Annotated in this window: 26 protein-coding genes and 1 tRNA gene; 12 read left to right on the plus strand and 15 right to left on the minus strand. The window is 43.5% G+C overall.

Going from position 1 to position 24,299, the window contains the following annotated elements; genetic code table 11:
* Positions 1–95: 95 nt before the first annotated feature.
* The 8 genes from rplL to deoC form a co-directional block, all read right to left on the minus strand.
* Positions 96–458 carry a 50S ribosomal protein L7/L12 gene (gene rplL, locus S4054249_RS19570; protein ID WP_023400585.1) on the minus strand — a complete coding sequence of 121 codons (363 nt, stop codon included), beginning with the start codon at positions 456–458 and terminating at the stop codon, positions 96–98.
* Between the two features lie 71 nt (positions 459–529).
* Positions 530–1,024 carry a 50S ribosomal protein L10 gene (gene rplJ / locus S4054249_RS19575; protein ID WP_023400586.1) on the minus strand — a complete coding sequence of 165 codons (495 nt, stop codon included), beginning with the start codon at positions 1,022–1,024 and terminating at the stop codon, positions 530–532.
* Positions 1,025–1,361: 337 nt separating this feature from the next.
* Positions 1,362–2,066, minus strand: coding sequence for a 50S ribosomal protein L1 (gene rplA, locus S4054249_RS19580; protein ID WP_023400587.1), 705 nt, complete (start codon positions 2,064–2,066; stop codon positions 1,362–1,364).
* Positions 2,067–2,072: 6 nt separating this feature from the next.
* On the minus strand, positions 2,073–2,501 hold the full coding sequence (gene rplK, locus S4054249_RS19585; protein ID WP_010387320.1) for a 50S ribosomal protein L11: 429 nt from the start codon (positions 2,499–2,501) through the stop codon (positions 2,073–2,075).
* Positions 2,502–2,686: 185 nt separating this feature from the next.
* Positions 2,687–3,244, minus strand: a complete 558-nt coding sequence (gene nusG, locus S4054249_RS19590; protein WP_023400588.1) for a transcription termination/antitermination protein NusG — start codon at positions 3,242–3,244, stop codon at positions 2,687–2,689.
* 4 nt (positions 3,245–3,248) lie between these two features.
* Positions 3,249–3,626: a preprotein translocase subunit SecE gene (gene secE, locus S4054249_RS19595; RefSeq protein WP_046354622.1), complete on the minus strand. Its 378-nt coding sequence runs from the start codon at positions 3,624–3,626 to the stop codon at positions 3,249–3,251.
* Between the two features lie 127 nt (positions 3,627–3,753).
* A tRNA-Trp gene (locus S4054249_RS19600) sits at positions 3,754–3,830 on the minus strand.
* Positions 3,831–4,137: 307 nt separating this feature from the next.
* Entirely contained in the window at positions 4,138–4,896 is a 759-nt protein-coding gene (gene deoC, locus S4054249_RS19605) for a deoxyribose-phosphate aldolase (protein WP_230851884.1), read from the minus strand.
* Positions 4,897–5,286: 390 nt separating this feature from the next.
* Between deoC and cysG the strand changes: the two genes are divergently transcribed.
* From cysG to S4054249_RS19640, 7 genes are all read left to right on the plus strand, one after another.
* Positions 5,287–6,708: a siroheme synthase CysG gene (gene cysG / locus S4054249_RS19610; RefSeq protein ID WP_046354643.1), complete on the plus strand. Its 1,422-nt coding sequence runs from the start codon at positions 5,287–5,289 to the stop codon at positions 6,706–6,708.
* A gap of 35 nt (positions 6,709–6,743) precedes the next feature.
* Entirely contained in the window at positions 6,744–7,643 is a 900-nt protein-coding gene (gene cysD / locus S4054249_RS19615; protein ID WP_039611464.1) for a sulfate adenylyltransferase subunit CysD, read from the plus strand.
* A complete protein-coding gene (gene cysN, locus S4054249_RS19620) occupies positions 7,644–9,059 on the plus strand; it encodes a sulfate adenylyltransferase subunit CysN (protein WP_046354621.1) in 1,416 nt (471 codons plus the stop codon).
* Positions 9,060–9,123: 64 nt separating this feature from the next.
* Positions 9,124–10,818: an SLC13 family permease gene (locus tag S4054249_RS19625; RefSeq protein WP_046354642.1), complete on the plus strand. Its 1,695-nt coding sequence runs from the start codon at positions 9,124–9,126 to the stop codon at positions 10,816–10,818.
* An 11-nt stretch (positions 10,819–10,829) separates the two neighbouring features.
* Complete coding sequence (cysC, locus tag S4054249_RS19630; protein WP_046354620.1) at positions 10,830–11,426, plus strand: adenylyl-sulfate kinase; 597 nt, start codon at positions 10,830–10,832, stop codon at positions 11,424–11,426.
* 12 nt (positions 11,427–11,438) lie between these two features.
* Positions 11,439–12,209: a 3'(2'),5'-bisphosphate nucleotidase CysQ gene (cysQ, locus tag S4054249_RS19635; protein WP_046354619.1), complete on the plus strand. Its 771-nt coding sequence runs from the start codon at positions 11,439–11,441 to the stop codon at positions 12,207–12,209.
* A gap of 176 nt (positions 12,210–12,385) precedes the next feature.
* Positions 12,386–13,396, plus strand: coding sequence for a phospholipase A (locus tag S4054249_RS19640; RefSeq protein WP_046354618.1), 1,011 nt, complete (start codon positions 12,386–12,388; stop codon positions 13,394–13,396).
* Positions 13,397–13,442: 46 nt separating this feature from the next.
* Here the strand turns inward: S4054249_RS19640 and S4054249_RS19645 are convergent, their stop codons facing one another.
* Complete coding sequence (locus S4054249_RS19645) at positions 13,443–14,336, minus strand: bifunctional GNAT family N-acetyltransferase/hotdog fold thioesterase (RefSeq protein WP_046354617.1); 894 nt, start codon at positions 14,334–14,336, stop codon at positions 13,443–13,445.
* 76 nt (positions 14,337–14,412) lie between these two features.
* On the opposite strand from S4054249_RS19645, the gene S4054249_RS19650 reads away from it, so the two are divergent.
* On the plus strand, positions 14,413–15,195 hold the full coding sequence (locus S4054249_RS19650) for a spermidine synthase (protein WP_235611260.1): 783 nt from the start codon (positions 14,413–14,415) through the stop codon (positions 15,193–15,195).
* On the opposite strand, the gene dtd is transcribed toward S4054249_RS19650, so the two are convergent.
* From dtd to S4054249_RS19665, 3 genes are read right to left on the minus strand one after another with little or no spacing between them, the layout of a single operon-like run.
* Positions 15,192–15,629, minus strand: coding sequence for a D-aminoacyl-tRNA deacylase (dtd, locus tag S4054249_RS19655; RefSeq protein WP_046354615.1), 438 nt, complete (start codon positions 15,627–15,629; stop codon positions 15,192–15,194). The two genes, S4054249_RS19650 and dtd, sit on opposite strands and share 4 nt — an antisense overlap.
* A gap of 1 nt (position 15,630) precedes the next feature.
* On the minus strand, positions 15,631–16,581 hold the full coding sequence (locus S4054249_RS19660) for an alpha/beta fold hydrolase (RefSeq protein WP_046354614.1): 951 nt from the start codon (positions 16,579–16,581) through the stop codon (positions 15,631–15,633).
* Between the two features lie 9 nt (positions 16,582–16,590).
* Positions 16,591–17,463: a virulence factor BrkB family protein gene (locus S4054249_RS19665; protein ID WP_046354613.1), complete on the minus strand. Its 873-nt coding sequence runs from the start codon at positions 17,461–17,463 to the stop codon at positions 16,591–16,593.
* Between the two features lie 87 nt (positions 17,464–17,550).
* On the opposite strand from S4054249_RS19665, the gene S4054249_RS19670 reads away from it, so the two are divergent.
* On the plus strand, positions 17,551–18,213 hold the full coding sequence (locus tag S4054249_RS19670; protein WP_046354612.1) for a DUF2959 domain-containing protein: 663 nt from the start codon (positions 17,551–17,553) through the stop codon (positions 18,211–18,213).
* Between the two features lie 25 nt (positions 18,214–18,238).
* On the opposite strand, the gene S4054249_RS19675 is transcribed toward S4054249_RS19670, so the two are convergent.
* Both S4054249_RS19675 and S4054249_RS19680 read right to left on the minus strand, forming a co-directional pair.
* On the minus strand, positions 18,239–19,060 hold the full coding sequence (locus S4054249_RS19675; RefSeq protein WP_052960855.1) for an arylamine N-acetyltransferase family protein: 822 nt from the start codon (positions 19,058–19,060) through the stop codon (positions 18,239–18,241).
* Between the two features lie 86 nt (positions 19,061–19,146).
* Complete coding sequence (locus S4054249_RS19680) at positions 19,147–21,777, minus strand: putative bifunctional diguanylate cyclase/phosphodiesterase (RefSeq protein ID WP_046354640.1); 2,631 nt, start codon at positions 21,775–21,777, stop codon at positions 19,147–19,149.
* A gap of 144 nt (positions 21,778–21,921) precedes the next feature.
* On the opposite strand from S4054249_RS19680, the gene S4054249_RS19685 reads away from it, so the two are divergent.
* Positions 21,922–22,905: an extracellular solute-binding protein gene (locus tag S4054249_RS19685; protein ID WP_046354611.1), complete on the plus strand. Its 984-nt coding sequence runs from the start codon at positions 21,922–21,924 to the stop codon at positions 22,903–22,905.
* 84 nt (positions 22,906–22,989) lie between these two features.
* Here the strand turns inward: S4054249_RS19685 and S4054249_RS19690 are convergent, their stop codons facing one another.
* Positions 22,990–23,262 (minus strand): hypothetical protein, encoded by a 273-nt coding sequence (locus S4054249_RS19690; protein ID WP_046354610.1) that lies wholly within the window; start codon positions 23,260–23,262, stop codon positions 22,990–22,992.
* Between the two features lie 163 nt (positions 23,263–23,425).
* On the opposite strand from S4054249_RS19690, the gene S4054249_RS19695 reads away from it, so the two are divergent.
* Both S4054249_RS19695 and S4054249_RS19700 read left to right on the plus strand, forming a co-directional pair.
* Positions 23,426–23,815, plus strand: coding sequence for an RNA-binding S4 domain-containing protein (locus S4054249_RS19695; RefSeq protein WP_046354609.1), 390 nt, complete (start codon positions 23,426–23,428; stop codon positions 23,813–23,815).
* A 16-nt stretch (positions 23,816–23,831) separates the two neighbouring features.
* A complete protein-coding gene (locus tag S4054249_RS19700) occupies positions 23,832–24,293 on the plus strand; it encodes a PaaI family thioesterase (RefSeq protein ID WP_046354608.1) in 462 nt (153 codons plus the stop codon).
* Positions 24,294–24,299 lie beyond the last annotated feature (6 nt).

The following is a 24,299-nucleotide window of genomic DNA, read 5'->3' on the forward strand; positions in this document are numbered from 1 at the left end:
GTAATACTTTCGCTCTAGAGCGCAAAAGGGCCGGTGATTAAAAAATCACCAGCCCTTGCCTGATTTCTCAGGCAGCGAACCTAGCGTATGCTAGATTACTTGATCTCAACTTCAGCACCAGCTTCTTCAAGATCTTTCTTAAGTGCTTCAGCTTCTTCTTTAGAAACAGCTTCTTTGATTGGCGCAGGAGCAGACTCAACAAGAGCTTTTGCTTCTTTAAGGCCAAGACCAGTTGCACCACGTACAGCTTTGATAGCAGCAACTTTGTTACCGCCAGCGCCAGCTAGGATTACGTCGAACTCAGTCTTCTCTTCAGCAGCTTCAGCTGGACCAGCAGCAACAACAGCAGCAGCTGCAGTTACGCCGAATTTTTCTTCCATTGCTTCAACTAGTTCAACAACTTCCATTACTGACATTTCAGCAATCGCGTCAAGGATTTGGTCTTTAGTTACAGACATTTTAAGTTTCCTAATTAATCACGAACCCATGAGGTTCAAAAAATTTATTGATGAAAGAGTAAAAGGTGCGATTAAGCAGCTTCTTCAGCTTTCTGAACACGTACAGCTTCAATTGTTTTAACCAATTTACCAGCTGACGCTTCTTTCATAGCGCTCATTAAGCGTGCAACAGCTTCGTCGTAAGTAGGTAGCTTAGCAAGCATATCTACGTCAACAACATTGCCTTCAAATGCAGCCGCTTTCAGTTCGAACAACTCGTTTTTCTTTGCGAAATCAGCAAAGATACGAGCAGCAGCACCTGGGTGCTCTGAAGAGAAAGCGATTAGGCTTGGGCCTACTAGCGATTCGTTAAGGCACTCATAATCAGTACCTTCAACAGCGCGTTTTGCAAGCGTGTTACGGACAACTTTCATCCATACGCCTGCTTCACGAGCTTCTTTACGAAGCGCAGTGATAGCATCTACTGTTACACCACGAGAATCTGCAACTACTGCAGATAGAGCACCTTTGGCAGCTTCGTTGACTTCAGCAACAATTGCTTTTTTGTCTTGAAGATTTAAAGCCATGGGTGTTACTCCTGGTTAATATGGGAACAAGTCCCCAGTTCTACTTTACTCACAGTCAAATGACTCTGAGCTGCTTTTTACGGCGAGAACCAGAAGATTAGGAAAAATCTAGCTGGGATTCACACCGTCTACGTAGGAAGATTAAGTAACTAGGTTACACCTACGGTCTTGGACGGAAACGCAATTTATCGATTTTATTGTAGACCAAATTTGATAAACAACAGTTCGAAATTATGCGCTTCAACCCGAATTCTTTGCTTCGTTGGAAGTCACTTCTCAACGAAATGGCGCAAAATTATAGTCTAATTTTTACGCCATGTAAACGCTAAAATCTAAATTACGCTAGTTGCGTGTTTAGAGTAGCTTGGTCTACAGCAACACCCGCGCCCATAGTCGTTGAGATGCTTACTTTCTTCAAGTAAGTACCTTTCGCTTGAGAAGGCTTAGCCTTCTTAAGAGCAACGATAAGTGCTTCAAGGTTTTCTTGAAGCTGGTTCGCGTCAAAGTCAACCTTACCGATTGTAGTATGGATGATACCGTTCTTGTCGTTACGGTAACGAACCTGACCAGCTTTAGCATTTTTAACTGCTTCTGCAACGTTAGGTGTTACAGTACCAGTTTTAGGGTTAGGCATAAGGCCACGTGGACCTAGGATTTGACCTAGTTGACCAACAACGCGCATTGCATCTGGAGAAGCAACAACAACGTCAAAGTTCATTTCGCCTTTCTTAACCTGCTCAGCAAGGTCTTCCATACCAACTAAATCAGCACCAGCTTCTTTAGCAGCGTCTGCGTTAGCACCTTGAGTGAATACAGCAACGCGTACTTCACGACCAGTACCGTGTGGTAGTACAGTTGCACCACGTACGTTTTGGTCTGATTTACGAGCGTCGATGCCAAGGTTTACAGCAACGTCAACACTTTCAGTGAATTTAGCAGTAGCTAGTTCTTTAAGAAGAGCAACAGCTTCGTTGATTTCGTACTCTTTAGTTACGTCAACTTTTTCGCGGATTACGCGCATACGCTTAGTTAATTTAGCCATTCTCAATTACCCTTCTACATTCAAGCCCATTGCACGTGCAGAACCTGCAATCGTGCGTACAGCTGCGTCCATATCAGCAGCAGTAAGGTCAGGACGTTTAGTCTCAACAATCTCTTCTAGTTGTGCACGTGTTACAGTACCAACTTTCTCAGTGTTTGGACGGCCAGAACCAGACTTGATACCTGCAGCCTTCTTAAGAAGGTAAGATGCAGGTGGCGTTTTCATATCAAAAGTGAATGAACGGTCGTTGTAAACAGAAATGATTACAGGAACTGGTGCGCCTTTCTCGATAGACTCTGTACGTGCGTTGAACGCTTTACAGAATTCCATGATGTTTACACCGTGTTGACCTAGTGCAGGACCTACTGGAGGACTAGGGTTAGCCATACCAGCAGCAACTTGTAGCTTGATTAAAGCTTCAACTTTTTTAGCCATGTTAATAACCTCGTTAAATGGGTCTTAGCCTTGTGCGCGCGAGGACGCGTACTCAAACGGCTTCCCGATTAAAAAATTCTTTCTTTTCGCGGCAGACTGAGTCTACCTACAAAAAGGCCGCTGATTATAGTTTAATCAGCGGCCTTTTTCAATTATTTTTTGCAATAGTACAAAAATACTGCAAATTAAGTATCTTGCTCTACCTGACCGAACTCAAGGTCAACTGGCGTTGAGCGACCGAAAATAAGTACAGATACTTTCAAGCGGCTCTTTTCGTAATCCACTTCTTCGACAACACCGTTGAAGTCTGCGAATGGACCATCGATAACACGAACCACTTCACCCGGCTCAAACAGCGTCGCTGGCTTAGGTGCTTCAGCGTTCTCTTGTAGACGGTTAAGAATGCGATCAGCTTCACGCTGACTAATTGGTGCAGGACGATCAGATGTACCGCCAACAAAGCCCATTACACGTGGTGTGCTATTCACCAAGTGCCAAGTCGCGTCGTTCATCACCATCTGAACAAGGACGTAACCTGGGAAGAATTTACGCTCAGACTTGCGCTTTTGACCAGCACGCATCTCTACAACTTCTTCTGTAGGTACGAGTACTTCACCGAAGTCTTCTTCTAAGCCTTCAATTTTAATGTGCTCAATAATTGTTTGAGCAACGCGCTTTTCAAAACCAGAAAACGCCTGAATTACGTACCAACGTAATTTCTTTTCTTTGTTCTCATCCGACATGGGATCAGATCTCCAAACCTGTTAAAAAGCCTACGATGCGGAATAAAATGCCGTCTAAGCCCCAAAGGACTAACGCCATAATTACAGTCGCGATCATTACGATGAAAGTGGTATGCGTTGCTTCTTGACGCGTCGGCCATACAACTTTACGAACCTCAATACGAGATTCTTTTGCAAATGCAATAAAAGTACGACCTTTTTCAGTCGTCGCAGCGATACCTAGAGCGGCACCCACAGCAACCACAACACCGACGGCGCGTACTAGTGCAGACATATCTGCATACATGTAGTTACCAACTACTGCGCCAGTGAGTAGTACAACTGCAACTAGCCATTTTACCGTGTCCATCGAGCTAGACGGGTTTTCAACATTAGTGCTCATAATTGTTTTACCTTAAATACAGACACAACAACCCTGTCTTAGACAGGGTTAATCCATTAAATCCAAATTTATAAATAAGCGACGAGTACAACACACATTATTTTAAATTTGGACTAAAAGTATAGAGTGGCAGGGGCGGCAGGACTCGAACCCGCAACCATCGGTTTTGGAGACCGCTGTTCTACCAATTGGAACTACGCCCCTGCAAAGTGGATGCCCATTATACTGACGAACAAACTGAAAACAAGTGTAAAAGTTATACATCGTATGATTTTCACAACTTTTGTTTTTTTATCAGTTATTAAACACCCATTTAAAACCGCTTTTTAAGTACTTAAGTTGCATAAATAAGCGCTGTTATATTGCGATTGTATGAAGGATATTGGTGGGGCTGAGCAAAATATCAAGTCTCTACTTATAAAAACTGATGAGTTAGTACAATACCAGCGAAAAGGCTACACACAGAAAACGTCAATTGAGCGGACATCATCAATTCCGCTCAAAAAGCCGATTACCCCTGTGCGACAACTTGTTTTACATCCACCAATAAGCTCGACGCACCAAATCTAAACATGCTTGGGTTAACCCAGTCATCGCCCATTATATCAGCCGCGAGCGTTAAATAAGGGACTCCTTGAGCGACCGTTTTAACACCGCCAGCCGCTTTAAACCCAACAGACTTGCCGTTAATTTTTATACGCTCTATCATCACTTGTGCAGCGGCCAAGGTCGCATTGACCGATACCTTGCCAGTACTGGTTTTAATGAAATCAGCGCCAGCCAGAATCGCGATATCACTAGCTTGTGCGATTAATTCTGGTTTTTCAAGTACACCGGTTTCAATGATCACTTTAAGTTTCACCAACGTACCACAGACTTTTTTGCTTGAGTGTACATATTGCCATGGCGTATCCGGATCGCCGGCCACCACTTGGTTATACGGCATCACTAAATCGATTTCATCGGCACCATCGTCAATTGCTTGCTGTGTTTGTGCTAACACTTGCTCAAGTGGCTGCTCACCACATGGGAAGTTGGTTACGGTCGCAACTTTAACCTTTTGCCACCCACGAGCTGCTAGCTCCATTTTGCATAAACGAACAAATTGGGGATACACACAGACTGCTGCAGGCAGCGCAATGTGTGCATCAATATTGTCTAACATAGCAATAATACTTTGCTGTGTATCATCATCATTGAGCGAGGTTAAATCCATTAGCTCAAGCACGCGTGTTGCATCGCTCATCGTAACTTGCTGCTCTATACTCATTACGTCTCCTTAAAACTTTAAACCACCTCATGGTTCAATAGCTATCAAACAATTTCTCTTGTTATACACCCAGTAGAATAAATTACACGCGCCCCCTACAGGACATTTGTCCTCAATCGTACTCTTTGATAACCAAAATGAAATCTGTTCCACTCTGTGCGTTCGATTATATCTCATAACCAATCGCTATAAGTTGCTAATATGGATACATTTTAGCCTCTAGGCCTTGAAATATAAGCCTTAAACCCAAATCGAAGTCGGTATATAACTTTTAGTTATATAATTTGGGTTAATATTATTTTTTTGTCTTTAAAGGCCGATATATTCTGCCCTCCTACTAAGTCATTTTAGTTGGCTTACATCAAGGTTATGCATTTAGGGGCGAATGTTGTGCAATATTTACCGATATTTACTAAGTTAGACGACAAACCAGTATTGGTAGTCGGTGGCGGCGATGTCGCTTTACGAAAATGCCAAGCATTTCTAAAAGCACGTGCACAAGTCACTGTCGTCGCTCCTGAGTTTTGTACCGAACTGGTCGAGTTAGCAGAACAGGGTCAATTAAATCTCGTTAAAGAGTATTTTGATACGCACCACGTACTGGGCATGATGTTGATCATTGCCGCGACTGACAATGAAGCAGTTAATAAGGCCGTGTTCAATGCTGCTAACGCGCAAAACATATTCGTTAATGTGGTAGACGACCAACCTAAATGTGGTTTTATCTTCCCATCTATCGTTGATAGAGACCCTATTACCATCGCTATTTCAAGCGCCGGTACTGCACCTGTATTAGCGCGTAGGATCAGAGAAAAATTAGAAACCTTGATCCCACATCACACAGGCAGATTGGCCAAATTAGCAGGTGATTTCAGAGATCAAGTCAAAGCACGCTTCAATACCTTTTCAGACCGACGTCAATTTTGGGAGCGTGTGTTTGATTCAAGTATCGTCAGTAAAGTACAGGTCGGTGATGAGCAAGGCGCTCAGCAGCAACTTAACGATATGCTGACGCAGCCTAGTGCGCCAGAAGGCGAGGTGTATGTGGTCGGTGCAGGTCCTGGCGACCCAGAGTTACTAACCATTAAAGCCCTACAACTTATGCAGCAAGCTGATGTTGTCGTTTATGATTACTTAGTGTCTGATGAAATTATGGAGCTAGTGAGACGCGATGCCGATTTAGTCTGCGTTGGTAAAAAAGCTGGCCACCATAGTGTTAAGCAAGAAGATACTAACCAAATGCTGGTGAACTTCGCCAAGCAAGGTAAAAAGGTGTGCCGTATCAAAGGTGGTGACCCGTTTATCTATGGCCGAGGCGGCGAAGAAGTCCAAGTGCTGGCCAAACACGGCGTTAAATATCAAATTGTACCGGGGATAACTGCTGCCGCTGGTTGTAGTGCATACTCAGGTATTCCTTTAACACACAGAGACCATGCACAAGCCATTCAGTTTGTTACTGGGCACTGTAAAAAGGATGGTCAAGAATTGGATTGGCGCGGACTTGCGCAATCAAATCAAACCTTGGCTGTTTACATGGGCGTGATTAAATCGCCACATATTCAGGCCAAGCTGCTAGAACACGGTAGATCACCTGAAACACCCATAGCCATTGTAGAAAATGGCACACGTCAGTCACAGCGTGTCGTCCGCGGCACACTCGGTGAATTGGCAGCAAAAATAGAGCAGCATAATATTCAATCACCCGCACTATTAATCATTGGTGAGGTCGCTGCACTACACGAAGAATTAGCATGGTTTGGGCAAACGGAGCAGATCAGTAGCTTTGCACAACCCATTACCCAAGTAGCTTAATAGACTTAATTTAATTAACAGTAGGACGACGAACAATGGCTTTAACCCACCTTCAGCAACTTGAAGCTGAAAGTATAAAGATTATTCGCGAAGTCGCTGCAGAATTTGATAACCCAGTGATGCTTTACTCTATTGGTAAAGACTCTTCAGTGTTACTGCATTTGGCTCGTAAAGCATTTTACCCAGCAAAGATTCCTTTCCCTCTACTGCACGTAGATACGGATTGGAAATTTCGTGAAATGATTGAGTTTCGCGACCGCTTGGCAAAAGAATATAACTTTGACCTGATTGTTCATAAGAACCCTGAAGGTATTGCCATGGGCGTCGGCCCGTTTACACACGGCTCAGCGAAACACACTGACGTGATGAAAACGCAAGGCTTGAAACAAGCACTTGATAAGTATGGCTTTGACGCAGCATTCGGTGGTGCACGTCGTGACGAAGAAAAGTCACGTGCAAAAGAGCGTGTTTATTCATTCCGTGATAAGCACCATCGCTGGGATCCGAAAAATCAACGTCCAGAACTTTGGAATACGTATAACAGCCAAGTTAACCCGGGCGAAAGTATCCGTGTATTCCCGTTATCTAACTGGACTGAACTTGATATTTGGCAATATATCTACCAAGAAAACATCGAAATTGTTCCTCTGTATTTGTCAGACAAACGCCCCGTGGTTGAACGTAACGGTACATTGATCATGGTTGATGACGAGCGTATGCCACTTGAAGAAGGTGAAGTGCCTGAGATGAAGTCTGTACGTTTCCGTACACTGGGTTGTTACCCACTGACAGGTGCTGTTGAGTCTGAAGCCAATACATTAACCGGCATCATCGAAGAAATGCTGCTATCCACATCATCGGAGCGCGAAGGCCGTGTTATTGACCACGACTCAGCAGGCTCCATGGAGAAGAAAAAACGCGAGGGGTATTTCTAAATGTCTACAGCTAATGAAGTAAGAGAACTGGGCATTGAGGCCTATCTGTCTCGCCAACAAGACAAAAGTTTATTACGCATGATGACTTGCGGTAGCGTTGATGACGGTAAGTCGACACTCATCGGCCGCTTGCTACATGATAGCCACCAGATTTATGAAGATCAGCTTGCTGCACTTCACAAAGATAACGAAAAAGTGGGTAACGCTGGTGAAGAACTAGACTTAGCTTTATTAGTAGATGGCCTGCAAGCTGAGCGTGAGCAAGGAATCACCATTGACGTTGCATACCGTTATTTCTCAACGGCAAAGCGTAAGTTCATCATTGCTGATACACCAGGGCACGAACAGTATACCCGCAACATGGTAACAGGTGCTTCAACGAGTGATCTGGCTATTATCTTGGTTGATGCTCGTTACGGTGTGCAGGTACAGACTAAACGTCATAGCTTTATTTGTGATTCTTTAGGTATTAAGCAATTTGTTGTTGCTATCAACAAAATGGACATCGTTGATTTTGACGAAGCCGTTTTTGAGAAGATCAAAGCTGACTATCTAAAGTTCGCTGAGCAGCTCAATGTTTCGGACATCAAGTTTATTCCGATGTCTGCACTCAAAGGCGACAACGTAGTAACACGCTCTGAAAAGACGCCTTACTACACTGACAAGCCACTACTTGAACTACTTGAAGACTCACCTGCTGCTGAAGCAAATCATGCCTTTGAAGCTCGCTTCCCTGTACAGTATGTAGTGCGTCCAAACCTAGACTTCCGTGGTTTCCAAGGCACGCTCACATCAGGTTCACTCAGTGCTGGTCAATCGGTTAAAGTATTGCCTTCTGGCAAGTCTTCAACCATCAAAGAGTTGGTTACTTTTGATGGCCACCTTGAGCAAGCGCAAACAGGCCAAGCATTTACCATTACATTAGCAGATGAGATTGATGTGAGTCGTGGTGATGTCATTGTGCCTGCGGATTCTACCGCTGCCGTGACTAACCTTATTCAAGCAAAGCTTGTGTGGATGCATGAAGAGCCACTTGTACTGGGCAAAAACTACAACTTCAAGCTGGGTAGCAAAAACACTTCTGCCATTGTACGCAAAATTGACCACACGATTGATGTGAACACGCTGGAGCAAGGCCAAGCGGAGCAATTACAGTTAAATGAAATTGCAATCGTTACACTTGAACTGACTGAAAGCATCGTGGCAGATATCTATCGCAGCAACCACGAAACGGGTTCATTCATCCTGATTGACCGCATCAGCAACCTTACCATCGGTGCAGGTATGATTGAAGCGCTATTGGCTGAAGAGTCTGCAACGACTTCTGAGTTCAGTGCTTTTGAACTTGAATTCAACGCGTTAGTACGCAAGCACTTCCCACATTGGCAAGCGCTTGATATTAGCAAGTTGAAGTAAGTGAAGTTATGCCTGTTATTGGGAGACAAACGTGCTAGTTGATCAAATCATCTTAACAGGCATTATGATCGCTTTAGTCGTGTGCTTATTTGGCACACGACTCAATCCAGCTTGGTTATTTGTCAGCGCTATTGGCGTGAGCTATTTAACTGGTTTAATCGAGCTGGAATCTATGTTGGTGAACTACGCCAACCCTTCTTTGATCACGCTTATTTTGTTGATCTTAGTCTCTATTGCCATTGAAAAGACCACTTTGGTACAAAAGCTTGCCAGTACACTTGCCAGTGGCAGCTTGTCCAAGTCAGTGATGAAACTAGGCCTCTCTACCGCCTTTTTGTCGTCTTTTACGAACAACACTGCCGTCGTTGCTTCGCTTATTAGCACCATCAAAGAGAGCCAAACACACTCGCCCTCTAAGTTACTATTACCATTGTCATATACAGCAATCTTAGGCGGTACATTAACTTTAATTGGCACATCAACTAATTTAATCGTCAATGGCTTTGCCGTTGACGCAGGTATGGCCCCACTGGGCTTTTTTGACTTCACATTAGTCGGCTTCGGCGCATTGACCGTAGGTCTACTGACAATATTATTACTGCTTAAATTTCTTCCGGACCACGGTACCGAAGACCAAGAAGTGGTCCCCTTTTATTTAGAAGGTAAGGTCTCAGCCGATTCAAAATTGATTGGGCGTACTGTAGAAGAGAATGGCCTTCGCGATTTAAAAGACTTATTCCTAGCAGAAATTATCCGCGGTGAACGACGCATATGCGCAGTTACCCCCCAACAAGAAATCTGCCAAGGAGACGTTTTACTGTTTGTCGGTGACATCAAATCTGTGCCTTTATTGCGTCGCTTTGATGGCCTTCAGGTGGTCCATGACAAACATGAAAAAGACGTGGAGCACTTGGTCGAAGTCGTGGTCAGTCAATCATCAAAATACATTGGCAAAACCATTAAAGAAATCCGCTTTCGCGAACAGTTTCATGCCGCTGTTATCGCTATTCGTCGCGGTCATGACCGCCTACAAGGTGGCCTTGGTAAAGTGAAACTGCAAGCAGGCGACTCACTCATTTTAGCGCCGGGCAGTGATTTTTATAACTTACCAGATTTAAAGCGCGAGTTTGTTTATATCTCGGGCTTAGATTTACAAACACACCTAACCAAAAAGCAATCTGGTAATGTGCTGTTAGGCTTTGCCGCTGTAATTGGTTTGGGGATATTTGACATTGTACCTTTGGTAAAAGGGCTGATGGTTTTGTTACTTGCACTGGTTGCGCTTGGCACCATCAAGGTGAACGAAATGAAACGCCGTTTTCCTATTGAATTACTGGCGATTGTAGGCAGTGCAATTGGCCTTGCCAAATTAATGATAGAAACGGGGTTAGCTGCCCAGCTTTCTGATGCCCTCTTTTTATTACTCGGAGACTTTGGCCCGTATGGCGCTTTCATCGCCATTTTTGTGATGACCGTCGTCTTTACAGAGCTGATCACCAACAATGCCGCTGCTGCACTGTCTTTTCCAGTTGCCTATGCGTTAGCGGTTGGATTTGGTGTCGATCCACTCCCCTTTATTATGGCTGTTGCATTTGGTGCATCAGCCAGCTTTATTTCCCCCTTTGGTTATCAAACAAACTTGATGGTATATAGTGCCGGAAACTACCGTATAAAAGACTACGTCACGGTGGGCGTTCCGCTATCAATTATCTATTCTATTACCGTCCTGACCTTGATCCCATTGGTCTTTCCCTTTTAATGGATAGCTTCATGGATAAAAATATTGTTTGGCATAATTATGCCGTTGAAAAAACACATCGCAGTGAGCTCAAAGGCCATAAACCTGTGATCCTTTGGTTCACTGGCTTTTCTGGCTCAGGGAAAAGTACTGTGGCCAATGCCTTAGAAAGCGCACTTCATCAAAATGGTGTGCATACCTATTTACTCGATGGCGATAATGTAAGGCATGGTTTATGTAAGGACCTAGGGTTCAGTGACGCAGATCGTGTCGAAAATATTCGCCGAGTGGGTGAACTCAGTAAACTGATGGTTGATGCAGGTCTTATCGTCTTAACAGCATTTATTTCACCGTTTCAAGCTGAACGAGATATGGTAAGAAACCTTGTAGAAGACGGAGAGTTCGTCGAAGTCTTTTTAGATACGCCGCTTGAAATCTGTGAGCAACGCGATCCCAAAGGGTTATACAAAAAAGCGCGCGCTGGAGAAATCAAGAACTTCACTGGTATCGATTCTGACTATCAACCACCAGTTGCCCCTGAAATAAGATTGAACACAGGTGAGAATTCACTTGAGCAGTCCGTCCAGCAACTGATAGATTACTTGAAAGATAAAAATATCATCCAGTAGCAAGGATAACCAATGAATGATACTGACCTGCTCGAAGAACTCGTCGAGCTATCTCGCCTCGCAGGCGAAGAAATCATGCAGATCTATGCCAAAGATTTTGCCGTAGATTATAAAAATGATGACAGCCCAGTCACCGAGGCTGACTTGGCCGCCAATCGCGTGATCACCGCAGGTCTTGCCCGCTTGACGCCTAAAATTCCAGTTTTAAGTGAAGAAAGTGCTGACATTAGCTGGCAAGAGCGGCAAACTTGGCAGCAATACTGGCTGGTTGACCCAATCGATGGCACCAAAGAGTTCATCAAGAAAAACGGCGAATTCACGGTGAACATTGCACTGATTGAAAACGGTAAGCCAATCATGGGTGTAGTATTCGCACCAGCACTGAACGTTTGTTATTTGGCAGCACAAAGCATTGGCGCATTTAGAGAGTGTGGAGAAGCCCGTATCGAACTCAAGGTGACCAAAAAGCCAAATCAAGGCACCATTAAAGTCGTTGGTTCTCGTTCGCACCCATCCCCTGAACTGGCAGACTATCTTGCCCAATTTGATGATGTTGAAATGGTGCCTAAAGGCAGTTCATTGAAGCTGTGCTTAGTCGCTGAAGGTGAGGCCGATATTTACCCGAGACTTGGCCCGACCAGCGAATGGGATACTGGCGCTGGACATGCAGTCGCACAAATAGCTGGAGCTACCGTCAGCCAAGTGGACGGCTCGCCGCTCACTTATAATCAAAAAGAGTCTTACCTTAATCCTTACTTTATTGTATCGAGACTCGATGCTTAATCCATTTTGAGTGCTTTTCTTAAGCACTCTCCTCTTTACTTTAATACCGTTCAGTGGATTCTGCTGGGCTTTTAAACAACTTACTTATAATATAACGCCCTGTAAACCTTGGTTATCACTCTTTTCGTAGCCAGTATATTTTGTTTGGAAACTCTCTTTTCTCTTTGGAATTAAATATGGACTTTAATAAGCTCACTGCAACCTTACTTCTGACTTTCTGTGCACAGACTGCAAGCGCCTCAACAGATGAGGTCTCAGTACTTAATCAATGTATATTGAATCAAACGATATCTGGAGATGATACGCGCACAATAAAAGAAGTTCGAGAGTATTGTGAGCAGCAAGTGAGTGCACTGAGCCAGCTTGACAAACGTATGGCCAGAGAGCGAGTCACTGAAGAGAATCGCAACGTGCTGACTCCTCATCACAGAAATTACATTTTGCCAGTATCTTATATTAAAAACCCCAATAACCGCCCATTTGACGGTTTTTCTGACAAAGCCAATAAAGATGGCGAACCTCTAGATAATGTAGAGGCAAAATATCAAATTTCATTAAAGCTACCAATTTATCATGACTTTGAAGATAAAGATCAAGCCATTTATATGGGAGTTACGCTGCAGTCGTATTGGCAAGTGTATAATAAAGATATTTCCTCTCCCTTTAGAGAAACCAACTATGAACCAGAAATATTTTGGGTCAACTTTTTAGATGACGAGAATGTCTTGTGGGGTGATGAGATGGCTTTTGTATTGGGTATTTCACATCAATCAAATGGCAGAAGCCAACCAAACTCACGCTCTTGGAATCGCATCTATGCCAACTTCATTTGGGAGTATGATGGGTTTGTCTTTAGTTTCAAACCTTGGTATCGACTGCCAGAAGATGAGAAACCTGAAGATAACCTAGCAAAAGGCGATGATAACCCGGATATTCATAAATATATGGGCTACTTTGAACTCAGCGGTGCCTACCGCTTTAACAATGACCATGAAGTCGGCATGATGCTACGCAATAATGCTGGCGGTGATAATAGAGGTGCTGTACAGCTAGATTGGTCCTTCCCTATTACAGGGCGCGTACGTGGCTATGCGCAATACTTCAATGGATATGGCGAAAGCCTCATCGATTACAACGCACATATCCAAAGATTGGGCCTAGGTATCGCCATCACCGACTTGCTATAAAGCAAACTTACTCCGGTCAAGGCATGCTTGACCGGATAGACTTTTCCTAGCGCTTCACAAAGAATACACCACAGAACTTCGCAACTAATACATCACCATCATACACGTTCACCGGCACCGTATACTTGGCCTTGCCTTCAGTCTCAAGTTCTGTCAATTCGCCACTACACTCAGATAAGGTCACCGTTGCGCCTGGGGCTGTCGTGAGCGGTTTGAGATACTTAATTTCAGCATCAGCAAGGACAATATCGCCTTCAAGATTAAGCTCCTTTAATGCCAAATATGTTGCGCCCCACCCAGTCAAAGTTGCCATACTATATACTGAGCCGGCAAACATAGAATTGTGCAAATTCAGATTGGCTTTTAAATCGGCTTTGGTCGAAAACTGCCAATCGGTATAACTTTCAACTTTAATGCCCATGGCATCACTGATTGGAATGGATTCACGCCACGTGTCTTGCAAAACTTGTGTCCAATCTGGGTGTCTAAACCAGCCTGGCTCTGATGGCTTTTGCTTGACCATTTTCCAGTGCTGTACATCTCCATAGGCTAGATGCGCTTTTTCAACCACCTTATAGCCATGACGCTCATAAAATGCCAAAGCGCGCTCTCTGGCAAACAGCACCAGCTCCTGCGCATCTTGCGTCCAAGCTATCTTTTCCAGCTCATGTAGCAATCGGCTGCCCAAATGCTGACCTCGGTGCCCTTCGCCCACTGCCATATAACGCACCTGTGCCTGAAGGTGATTATTAAAGTGTAAACGCGCAACTGCCAGCACTTCGCCTTCATTATTTTTAATGTACCTGTGCTCAGCATCTTGCTCTAAATCGTCTTGCTCTGAGCCTCTTGGTTGATCCCAAGGTGCTCTGAGTACCTGCCAACGCAATTGATAATAGTCTTGCCAATCTTGGCTACTTTGCGGCGAAATGACTGGAAACATATTTACTCCTTTTGATGCACACCCATGTGCGTGCCATTTTTGTGTTCTACCTTACAAGAAAAATCCTGAACAGGAAATGTTCAACGTAAAATCACCGACTAATTGTGTAAAATCATCTAAACACAGTGGAATTACCTCAATCCTTGTCTATGCTGATGGAACTATGCAAGATTTTTTGACTGAATCAGGAACCGTCAGCAACGATTTTGTAGCCCAAAGCCATGAGCTTGGCCACTTGTTATATTGGCATAAGCACGGGAAAACGAGCATACAAGTTAGACAAGAAAAAACGCTTCGTTGGCTATTAATAAACAATACGTTACAGTCAATCGTTGAACTGAATCACCCAGAGCATTTGCTTTTCCCTCATTTGCAAGTGTTGGACCAGCTATGGCAAAAATACCCCACCCCAAATCGCGTGCTTGAATTGGGTTTAGGCGCGGGTGCCATACGAGATTATCTGCACAGCGTACATGATGATTGCCAGGTGATTTCTGTTGAGAACAATCCTGACATCATCCACTGCTATAAACGTTATTTTGGCGGAGACCATATCAGTGAAGTAAATTGCAGTGACGCCTACAAAGTCTTAGAAATTGAGCATAACCGTCCATTTGACTGGATTATTTTGGATCTATTTAGTGAATTAGATGCGCCGCGTTTTTTATATCAGCACAAGTTTTACACCCTACTACGCAATAAAATTTCAGAGCAGGGTGTGCTATTTATCAACTTTATTGCAGAGCACGAATCACAATTAAAACAGCTAGAACACCTGCTTATTATTAATTTCGGAAAAAAGCCACATATACATCAGGTGCCTGGCTATGCAAACCATATTATCGTGGTTGAGCGTTAGACAGACAAATTAAATGTTACCGGCCCATCATTACACAGGCTAACCTGCATATCCGCAGCAAACTGCCCCGTCGCGACCGTAATACCAAGCGCTTTTGCCTGTTCAACAAAGTATTCGTATAATCGCTTTGCTTGATCGGGAGTACCGGCAGAAGAAAAGCTCGGTCGCATGCCTTTTTTTGTATCAGCGGCCAAAGTAAATTGTGAAACCACGAGTAATTCACCACCAATGTCTTTAAGGCTTAAATTCATTTTGCCTGCATCATCTGTAAAAATTCGATAATTACTGACTTTATGCAGTAGCTTATCGGCACTTTGCTCATCATCTATTTTTTCAACACCGAGTAAAAGTAAAATACCCTGCTGAATTGCTCCAACGACTTCTCCACTCACTTCAACTTTCGCAAACTTGACCCTTTGAATTAACCCTTGCACTTTAACCTCTATTTTTATCTATTTTGCACAACAGTAAATCTGCTGCTCGGCGAATAGCCTCCGAATATACTTGATTTGACGTACAGTGCCCAACGCCTTCTAAAATAAGTAGCCGAGCATTTAATGATGCGGCAAATTTTTGGGCCATTGCAAACCGACAAACCAAATCATGGCGGCTATGAACCATCCAAATAGGCAGAGATTTTAGGGTGAGGGTGTGCTTAAACAATGCCTCATCTTCTAAAAAGCACAAGTTAGACATGTAATGCACCATTAATCTAGCTTGAGCAACTAAATGTGCAGGTGAAGGAAGTTGATATCGCTGTAATTGGGTTTCAACGCTTAGCTGTACATCCCAATCATGCCACAACTGCGCCGCTTTGTGCTGTGATAATTCATCATCGCCAAATAGCTGCTGTTGATAATGAGATAATATCTGCTGATGTGAGGCGAGCCCCTGTGAAAACTGAGTAAAACGCTCTGGATAAAACTGTGCTCCCGCACCTTTGTCACTATATAGCCAAGCCATATCTGATGAGGTCGAGAAAAAACTCGCCCACGTGATCACTCCTGACACACGATCAACATGCTGCATCGCAAACCACAAGGCTAATGTCGCGCCCCATGATCCCCCAGCCAAAACGCAACGTGGAATATCGAGATAATCCAATAGCGTCACAATATCTTCAATCAGTAATGCGGTGTGGTTGTGCTCAAGTGATTGAGGGGAAGAGTTTCCACATCCCCTTTGACTGTACAAAATAATACGGTAACGCTTTGGGTTGAAGTAACTTTGTACAGCTCTTTGCAGCCCCGACCCGGGGCCACCATGCAATACCAGTAGCGGAACGCCTGCAGCATTCCCATACTCCTCAACATGCATTTGATGGCCATGAGTGAGCGGTAGATGAAAACTGCGCAGCGGCTCCGTTGGCTGATACAGTAGCGTCATGGATTAACCTCATGATTGAGGTGTGTCATTCTCCTGTTCATGATGTTCGGCCAAACAAGCGGTAAACTCTGCGCCTAATAACACCACCATCCATGATAAATACACCCAAACAAATAAAATAGGAATTGTCGCCAACGCACCGTATATGACCTCATATGACGGAAAGTGGCTGATATACATTGCAAACCCTCTTTTCGTCAGCTCAAATAAAAAGGCGGCAAACAAAGCGCCCGGTATCGCGGCTTTAAACGACACACGTGTATTTGGAACTAAAGTATAGAGCATAATGAAGCCTGCCATTGAAATTACGTAAGGCAGCAACTTTAAAAGCAAGCCACTAAAACCTGGGATACCTTGATCGGCAAACGATACCAAAGAAACAATATAAGAGGTGACACCAATACTAGCGCCTAATAACACAGGCCCAAGTGTGAGTACCATCCAATAAATCGCAAATGAGATCATCAATGGACGTTTACTCTCTACACGCCAAATGCGATTTAAGGCGCTATCCACATTGCGAATAAGTAATAACGCTACCGCAGCCAAAAAGCTGATGCCCACAGCGGTCATTTGATTGGCATTACCTGCAAATGCACTGATATGGGCTTTTATCGTGTCGGTAGAGGTAGGTACGAAATTTGTGAAAATAAAATTTTCTATCGCCAAGCGGGTATTTTCAAAACCAGGGAATGCCGTAAAAATAGCGACCCCCACGGCGATCAGTGGTACCAGTGAAAGTAAGGTAACATATGCCAAGTACCCAGCATTAATGGTGAGTTGATCTTCTCTGCAACGTTCAAAAAACCGCCGCCACCAACTCGGTTGGGCATCTAACACTGCGCGGGCTTGTGCTTTTATTTGTGGCCAATGTTGTTTCATAATTGTTTATACATTGATGATTGCTTTGCACATATTACCAATCCACTTCATAATTTAAAGTAGCCCTATTAAGTAAAAGGATAAAGTATGCCCCTAAAATACCTAAAAATTTATGCTTTGATTGCCGCTTGCGCCTTGTTTAGTGGCTGTAAGAGTGCGCAAAATGCCTATTATTCTGCGTGGGAGCAGGTTGGTGTACATAAACGTGATATTCTTGTTGATCGCGTCGAAGATACTCAACAATCTCAACAAACCTCTCAACAAGAATTTCAAAATGCACTGGAACGCTTATCTGCCCTCATCGATTTTGATGGTGGAGAATTACAAAGTGTCTACGAGCAGTTGAATAGTGACTTTGAAGCGAGTCAAAAAGCGGCGCAATCTGTCACTGACAATATTGATAAAGTCGAGTCGGTTGCCGACGCCTTATTCGAAGAATGGCAAACGGAGCTTGAGGAGTTTAGCAATCCAAAGTTAAAACGCAGTAGTGAGCAAAAACTGCAACAAACTCAAAAGCAATATGACAAACTCCTGCGCTCAATGCGTAAGAGCGAGTCAAAAATGCAGCCTGTTCTGGATTCAATGAAAGACAATGTTTTATACCTAAAACACAACCTCAATGCGCAAGCCATTGCTGCGATCAGAGGCGAATTTACTAATTTAAAGCGTGATATTCAGGGCTTGATCACAGATATGAATCGCTCAATTGCAGATTCAACTGCCTTTATAGAGCAAATGAACAAAAATTAAGACCCAATACGCACTAAGCAGCTGCTTAGTGCGTCTCTGACATATTTAAAGCCGCCTTCTCATACAACCCGTTGATTTCATAATCAGAAATAGTTAATAAAAATGCGTCTTTGATAATCACCTTCAACTGCGCAGCATCCTTAATCAAAGTCTCACTGACCTCCGCAGTTTCTTCATTGCGATACACATATAACAAGTTATTTAGAGTATGACGCTCTGTTTGCGTCATCCGTGATGATACTAAGTGATTTACAAACAGTGAGTCAGGATGTTGATGACAATAAAAGTGAGCAACATCGCAATCACTTTCAAAGGCCTCTGAGAGTTCAACATCATACAAGGGTGTCAACTTGGGTGATGTGAGCGTAAGCACTACGCGCCCAGCACTGCGCTCAATATGATAAGCATAATTTTCATCACATACGTCGGCATTGTTATCAATAGGTATTAAAATACGTGGTGTTTTACTCCCAAAACCCACATCTATTAAATATTCACTGCGATTGTATTTGAGCAACGTTACCCGGTGTGTGCGAGGATTATCCCATTTACCATTAAGTAAAACTCGAGCAAGCACCGGAGAAGCATCAAAACCCAACGCCTGCAATGCTATCATCACGATTTTATTGTGCTCAAAACAGTAGCCCCCTTGCTCGTCTTCAATGACTCGAGTAAACACCGTATCAAGCTCTAAGCTTAAGCGTTTATTTTGCAATGCATTGATACTGCTAAAACTGAATCGCGCGAGGTGCGCTTTTATTAGTTGCTCAACAAACGCTAAATTACAACCTTTTGGATTGTCCAGTCCTAATTTGGCTAAATACAAGGCCAATTGCGATGATGTCATAGCACCTCCTACTCATCTGCTTACTTATACAAATTGTATTTAGGGCTTTGTAAGGTAAAACCTGAAGCAGGGTTGAGGTCAAGCTTTTAACTTGCAACCCCTGTAATTTTTCTATCCTGATCAAGATACAGTAAATGCAAAGCCTCTTCCTCTAATAAAGGTTTACTCATCAAATAACCTTGCATTTGCTGACAGTAAAGAGATGACAACACTGACAATTGTGCAGGCTGCTCAATCCCTTCTGCTGTTACCGTCAGATTAAAGCTGTTGGCTATTGCACAAATAGCTTCAATTAACTGACGTGGGTTGCCCACTTTTTCAATGCCGTTGATAAATGCACGATCAATTTTTAATCCATCTACTGGCAAAATATTTAAACGAGATAAGCTGCTGTAACCTGTTCCAAAATCATCAATATAAATACCAAACCCCACATCATGCAGCTTTTGCAATGGCGCAATGAGGCTATTCTCTTGTGCCATCATAGCTGACTCTGTCAGCTCAATTTTAAACTGCGTCGGGTCCAATTCTGTGTCCTCAAATTGACTCAATAACCAGCTCATAAACCCTTTATGCTGCAACTGTAAAGGTGATACGTTGACGCTCATAAAAATACGTCGGTTGGGAAAACGTTTTACACATTGCATGGCACGAGAAAAAACCCAGTGCCCGAGCTTCACAATTTGTGCGCACTCTTCCGCAATGGGAATAAATTCGGCTGGACTCACTACACCTAACTTGGGACTCTGCCAGCGCAGCAGTGCTTCGAATCCAATCACAGATTTCCCCAATTGACAATAAATGGGCTGAAAACGCAGCGACAGCTCCGAGTCCATGTTCAATGTTTGCAATTCACGCTCAATTAATAAACGTCGAGATGCCTCATCGGCAATGGCTGAAGTGAAAATATGAAAGTCATTTTTACCACGTTTTTTTGCTTCGTACATCGCCACATCTGCATCATGGAGGAGTTTTTCCGCTTCATAGTTGTGACATGGCGCTGTAAAGCGCCGCACTCCGACACTGCCACTCACCGAGTGCTTGCTCCCCTGATAATCAAATGGCTCTCTAATTGCTGTGAGAATATCTTCCAGCAATAATTCCAAAGGGGCTTGAAAATATTCAGTATCAAGCAATACGGCAAATTCGTCCCCCCCTAAACGCGCAATGTCAGCATAACTGCCAACAAGCTCTCGCATTCTCATCGCAAACTCTACCAGCAACTTATCCCCAGCAAGATGGCCCAGGGTGTCGTTTATCAATTTAAACCTATCAAGATCGATATAGAGCAAAACAAACTGTCCGGAGCTACGCGATCGACAGGACTCAACTAATTGCAAAAAAGTCTGCCGATTTAGTAAGTCAGTCAAACTATCATGCTGAGCTTTATATTTGAGCTGCTCATTGAACAACTTAATTTGCGTAATATCTGTTACACGACCTTCGTAAATCGTGTCATGGCTATGGCAGATCCACGAACCGGTTTGGCGCAGCCATACACCATTGGTGTGATTTGATCCCGCTAGCCACTCTAGCTCTTCATGCTGTTCAAACCTAGACACCATGGTGCGCCACTTAACAGCAAACTCACTATCGAGCATTAAGTCGCTAAGTTGAAGACTTTTTAAAGATTGCTGCTCACCTAATAATAGCGCCCTAAATGCAGGATTAGCATCCACCAAAATCCCATGCTTATCCAATACAAACAGGCCTTCGCTACTATTTACAAACAGACTTTTATACTTGCGTTCCGCGACGATCTGTTGCTGCAATGCAGATAAACGTTTATCTGAGGCATGTTTTAACTGCTGGTTTGCTTGAGCCAAACTCGCAGTGCGCTCGTCAACTAACGTATTAACAGTCTGATGCTGTCTAGACAAGTAACGTACTTGTAGCAACATCATCAAACCTAACGCAGCTGCAATCACCACTACCATGGCAATGATCAGTGAATAATTATTAAAAATAGATGGGATCAACTGCTCTTGAGTATACAGATGAATTTCAATCTGATTACCGAAAAAATCCATGCTTTCAATAATACCCGGTTGCTTATTCGCCAATTGGTGATGGCTTTGCCAATCCGATGTGAACAACAGTTGCTCACCAGATAGCACTCTCACCTGATGACCATTGTCTTGATAAACTTGACTGAATAGCCCTTCCAATAAGTGTTGTAGTTCAAAGCCTATACCTAGTGCTTTCGCAACATCGGCGCTTTGAAACTGCTCAATGACAACGCTCCAACGATCAGACATTGGCCAATTGACTGCTTGTAACTCACTGTTTTTAAGACGTCCAGATAAAGCATCAGATATGGATACAGCACTGCCAAGTAAATGGCCAAATTCAGATACAGGCGCAGTTTTAACCGTAGTTAAGTAATGGGTACTTTGCGAAGCTGGCAAATGCACAGTAAAATCAAAAAAACCCAATTCACGATATTGACGCTCCAACTGTGCAACTTGTTTTCGCTCGATGATGGCATAAGATTCCAAGCTAAGCTCAAGCTCTAAACCCGCCAGCTGAGATTGTGCTAAATGATAAAACTGCTCTGGCGTGATCTCTGGCGTCGCCCGTAAATACGCTTCTATCGAATACAATAAGTGCGCAAATCGCTGCAACTGTTCACTCATTCTAGATTGATACTGCGCTACTTGTTGTTCCAATTGATGATGGCTGCGTTGGGTATAATGATCGTGAAAAACCACCGCCATATAGCAGATCAAAAATAAGTATATGCTGTAAATCCAACCACCAAATTTTATCGGCGACTGAAAAAATTTTTCCCACTTTTTTACTCTAGACATCCGCTCACAACACTGTACCATTGCACTACTTGATAATAATTCTTATTTGCGATGATTAAAAGTAAACTTTGTTGTTTTTACCCGCTTTTGCTACTAAGTACCCAAATATTAGCCAGTGATGACGAACTTAATGTCTATTCATTTCGCAAATATGAACTTATCAAACCGATGCTGCAAGCATTCGAGCATCACAGCGGCGTCAAAGTTAATCTCGTTAATGGAAAATCTCATTTTTTACTCTCGCGCTTAAAAGCAGATGGAGCCCAATCTCGAGCTGACGTTATTCTCAGTTCTGATTTGGAACAACTCAGTGCCCATCGCGCGTTATTACAACCCATGACGGAGCTTAAAGGCTGGTCGCGCCTGCCAGATGTTTTCAAAGATCCGGATCAGCATTGGGTGAGCCTATCAATGCGCACCCGTGCGTTATTTACTCGAAAAAATGACAAAGCAACGACGTTCATTCCAACGTACTTTTCACAATTTACTGAACCGCATATGCAGGGGAAGTTTTGTGTTAGAGACTGGCACCATAGCTATAATAAAACGTTATTTGCCAGCTTACTGTCGAGCAATAGTGCTCGAGATACCCAATGGATAACCAATGCGAATAAACTCCTCGCAAAACGACCAACTGGTGGCGATAGAGATCAGCTACGTGGACTCGCTAAAGGACAATGCCAGTATGCACTGGCAAATCACTACTACTGGCACATGATGAAACAGTCGAATAATAAGCAAGAAATGAAGCTCGCTTCGCAACTTGCCATGCACTTTTTGCAAATGGAAAATGGACAAACTCCCGTATCTACCACTACGGCGGCCATCGCGAAACATGCCCCAAACAAAGAAAACGCACTCGCTTTTATCGATTTTCTGCTACTGCCACAAACACAAAAAATGTATGCTCAACTACTTAACGAATTCCCTGTGGTGACTATTGAAGGCTATCTATTACCTTTTAAGCCTGCGTTGCAAAACATCAATCTGAGCTTAAAATACACACAACAAGCCAATAAAATAACCACGCTATAACACAGTTAAATTGTTAAATTCGCAACAAAAGGGTGCGCTATTTGCCCTGACATAGCGCACTAGTTAGAGCAAGGTGGGGTAATATTAACTTGCCTGTGCGAGCCATTTTTGCACAGCCGTTTTTGGATAAAGCACGTCTTTAAATAATCTATGTCGTTCAAATTTCAACGCCTTTTCCGTGCTCGGCAAACCAGCTTGAACTTGGCTGTGATGCGTGTTAAAACGTGAGATCAGCGAGAATTTATCACGCGCAATCTTAAGGTGAACATTAAGGTAAGCACGCACATCATCTGCGGTCATTAAACCCAGTGCGTCCAAATTCATCAGCTCTTTTTTTAGTTTAGAGCGAATACCCATGGTTGATCTCCCTGTGTTGTCAAAATGGAATCAATCAAAGTTGCAAGCAAAATACACACCAAATGCTGCAATTACATTAAAGACCACAACAATAACGAAAAAGTTTCGTCATTCATCTTAACTGCGCGGTATACTGTCGCAAAGTCGCATTATGAGTTGTGATATGAATCAAGAATACGTTGAAATTGAACTTGAAGAAGAACCCATCGAGCTTTGTAATTTACTCAAAGTACTCGATTTCGCAGAAACTGGCGGGCAAGCTAAACAGCTAATCACCCTCGGCTATATTGCTGTGAATAATGAGTTGTGCACGCAAAAGCGCAGAAAAATTTATTCTGGTGACACGCTGCACTTTGACGGTGAGATCTTTATGCTGACGCTCGCCGAAGACGCAATCCCTAACCCACGTCCTCCCGAGCCTGTTACACGGTCCAAAGCACCCAAAGCTGCCACAAACAGCACAGCGAATAAAAGTAAAAGCGGCAATAAAAAGCGTAAAAAACAGGGACAGGTCGACAGTAAGACTGGCCGAAAACCTATTTCCTTTGGATAACAAGGAGTTACAAGCGATGAGCATTTGGTTTAAACCCATTACCAAGGAACTATGCCAATCTCTTGATAAAGGCCTACATGGTAAAGGCTCTTTAATGGCCACTCTTGGCATCGAAATCAGTGAAATTGGCGATGACTATTTGGTTGCCACCATGCCAGCGACCGTCCATCACCACAATCCAATCGGTATGGTGCATGGCGGTGCCAATGTTGCTTTAGCAGAAACAGTCGCCAGTTATGCGGCAAATTTTGCCGTTGACTTTGAACACTTTTATTGTGTTGGGCAAGAGATCAACGCCAATCATTTAAAAGCCTCTCGAAATGGTATATTAAGTGCCATTGCCAGACCCCTGCATTTAGGCAAACGCACATCAGTATGGGAAATTAAAATCACCAATGCTAAAGGGGAGTTATGTTGTGTTTCGCGCATGACCGCTGCGATCGTTGAACGTCAGAAAAATAGGACCACGGAGCAATAAAAATAT

This window comes from Pseudoalteromonas luteoviolacea, from assembly GCF_001750165.1.
GTDB classification, from domain to species: Bacteria; Pseudomonadota; Gammaproteobacteria; order Enterobacterales; family Alteromonadaceae; genus Pseudoalteromonas; species Pseudoalteromonas luteoviolacea_G.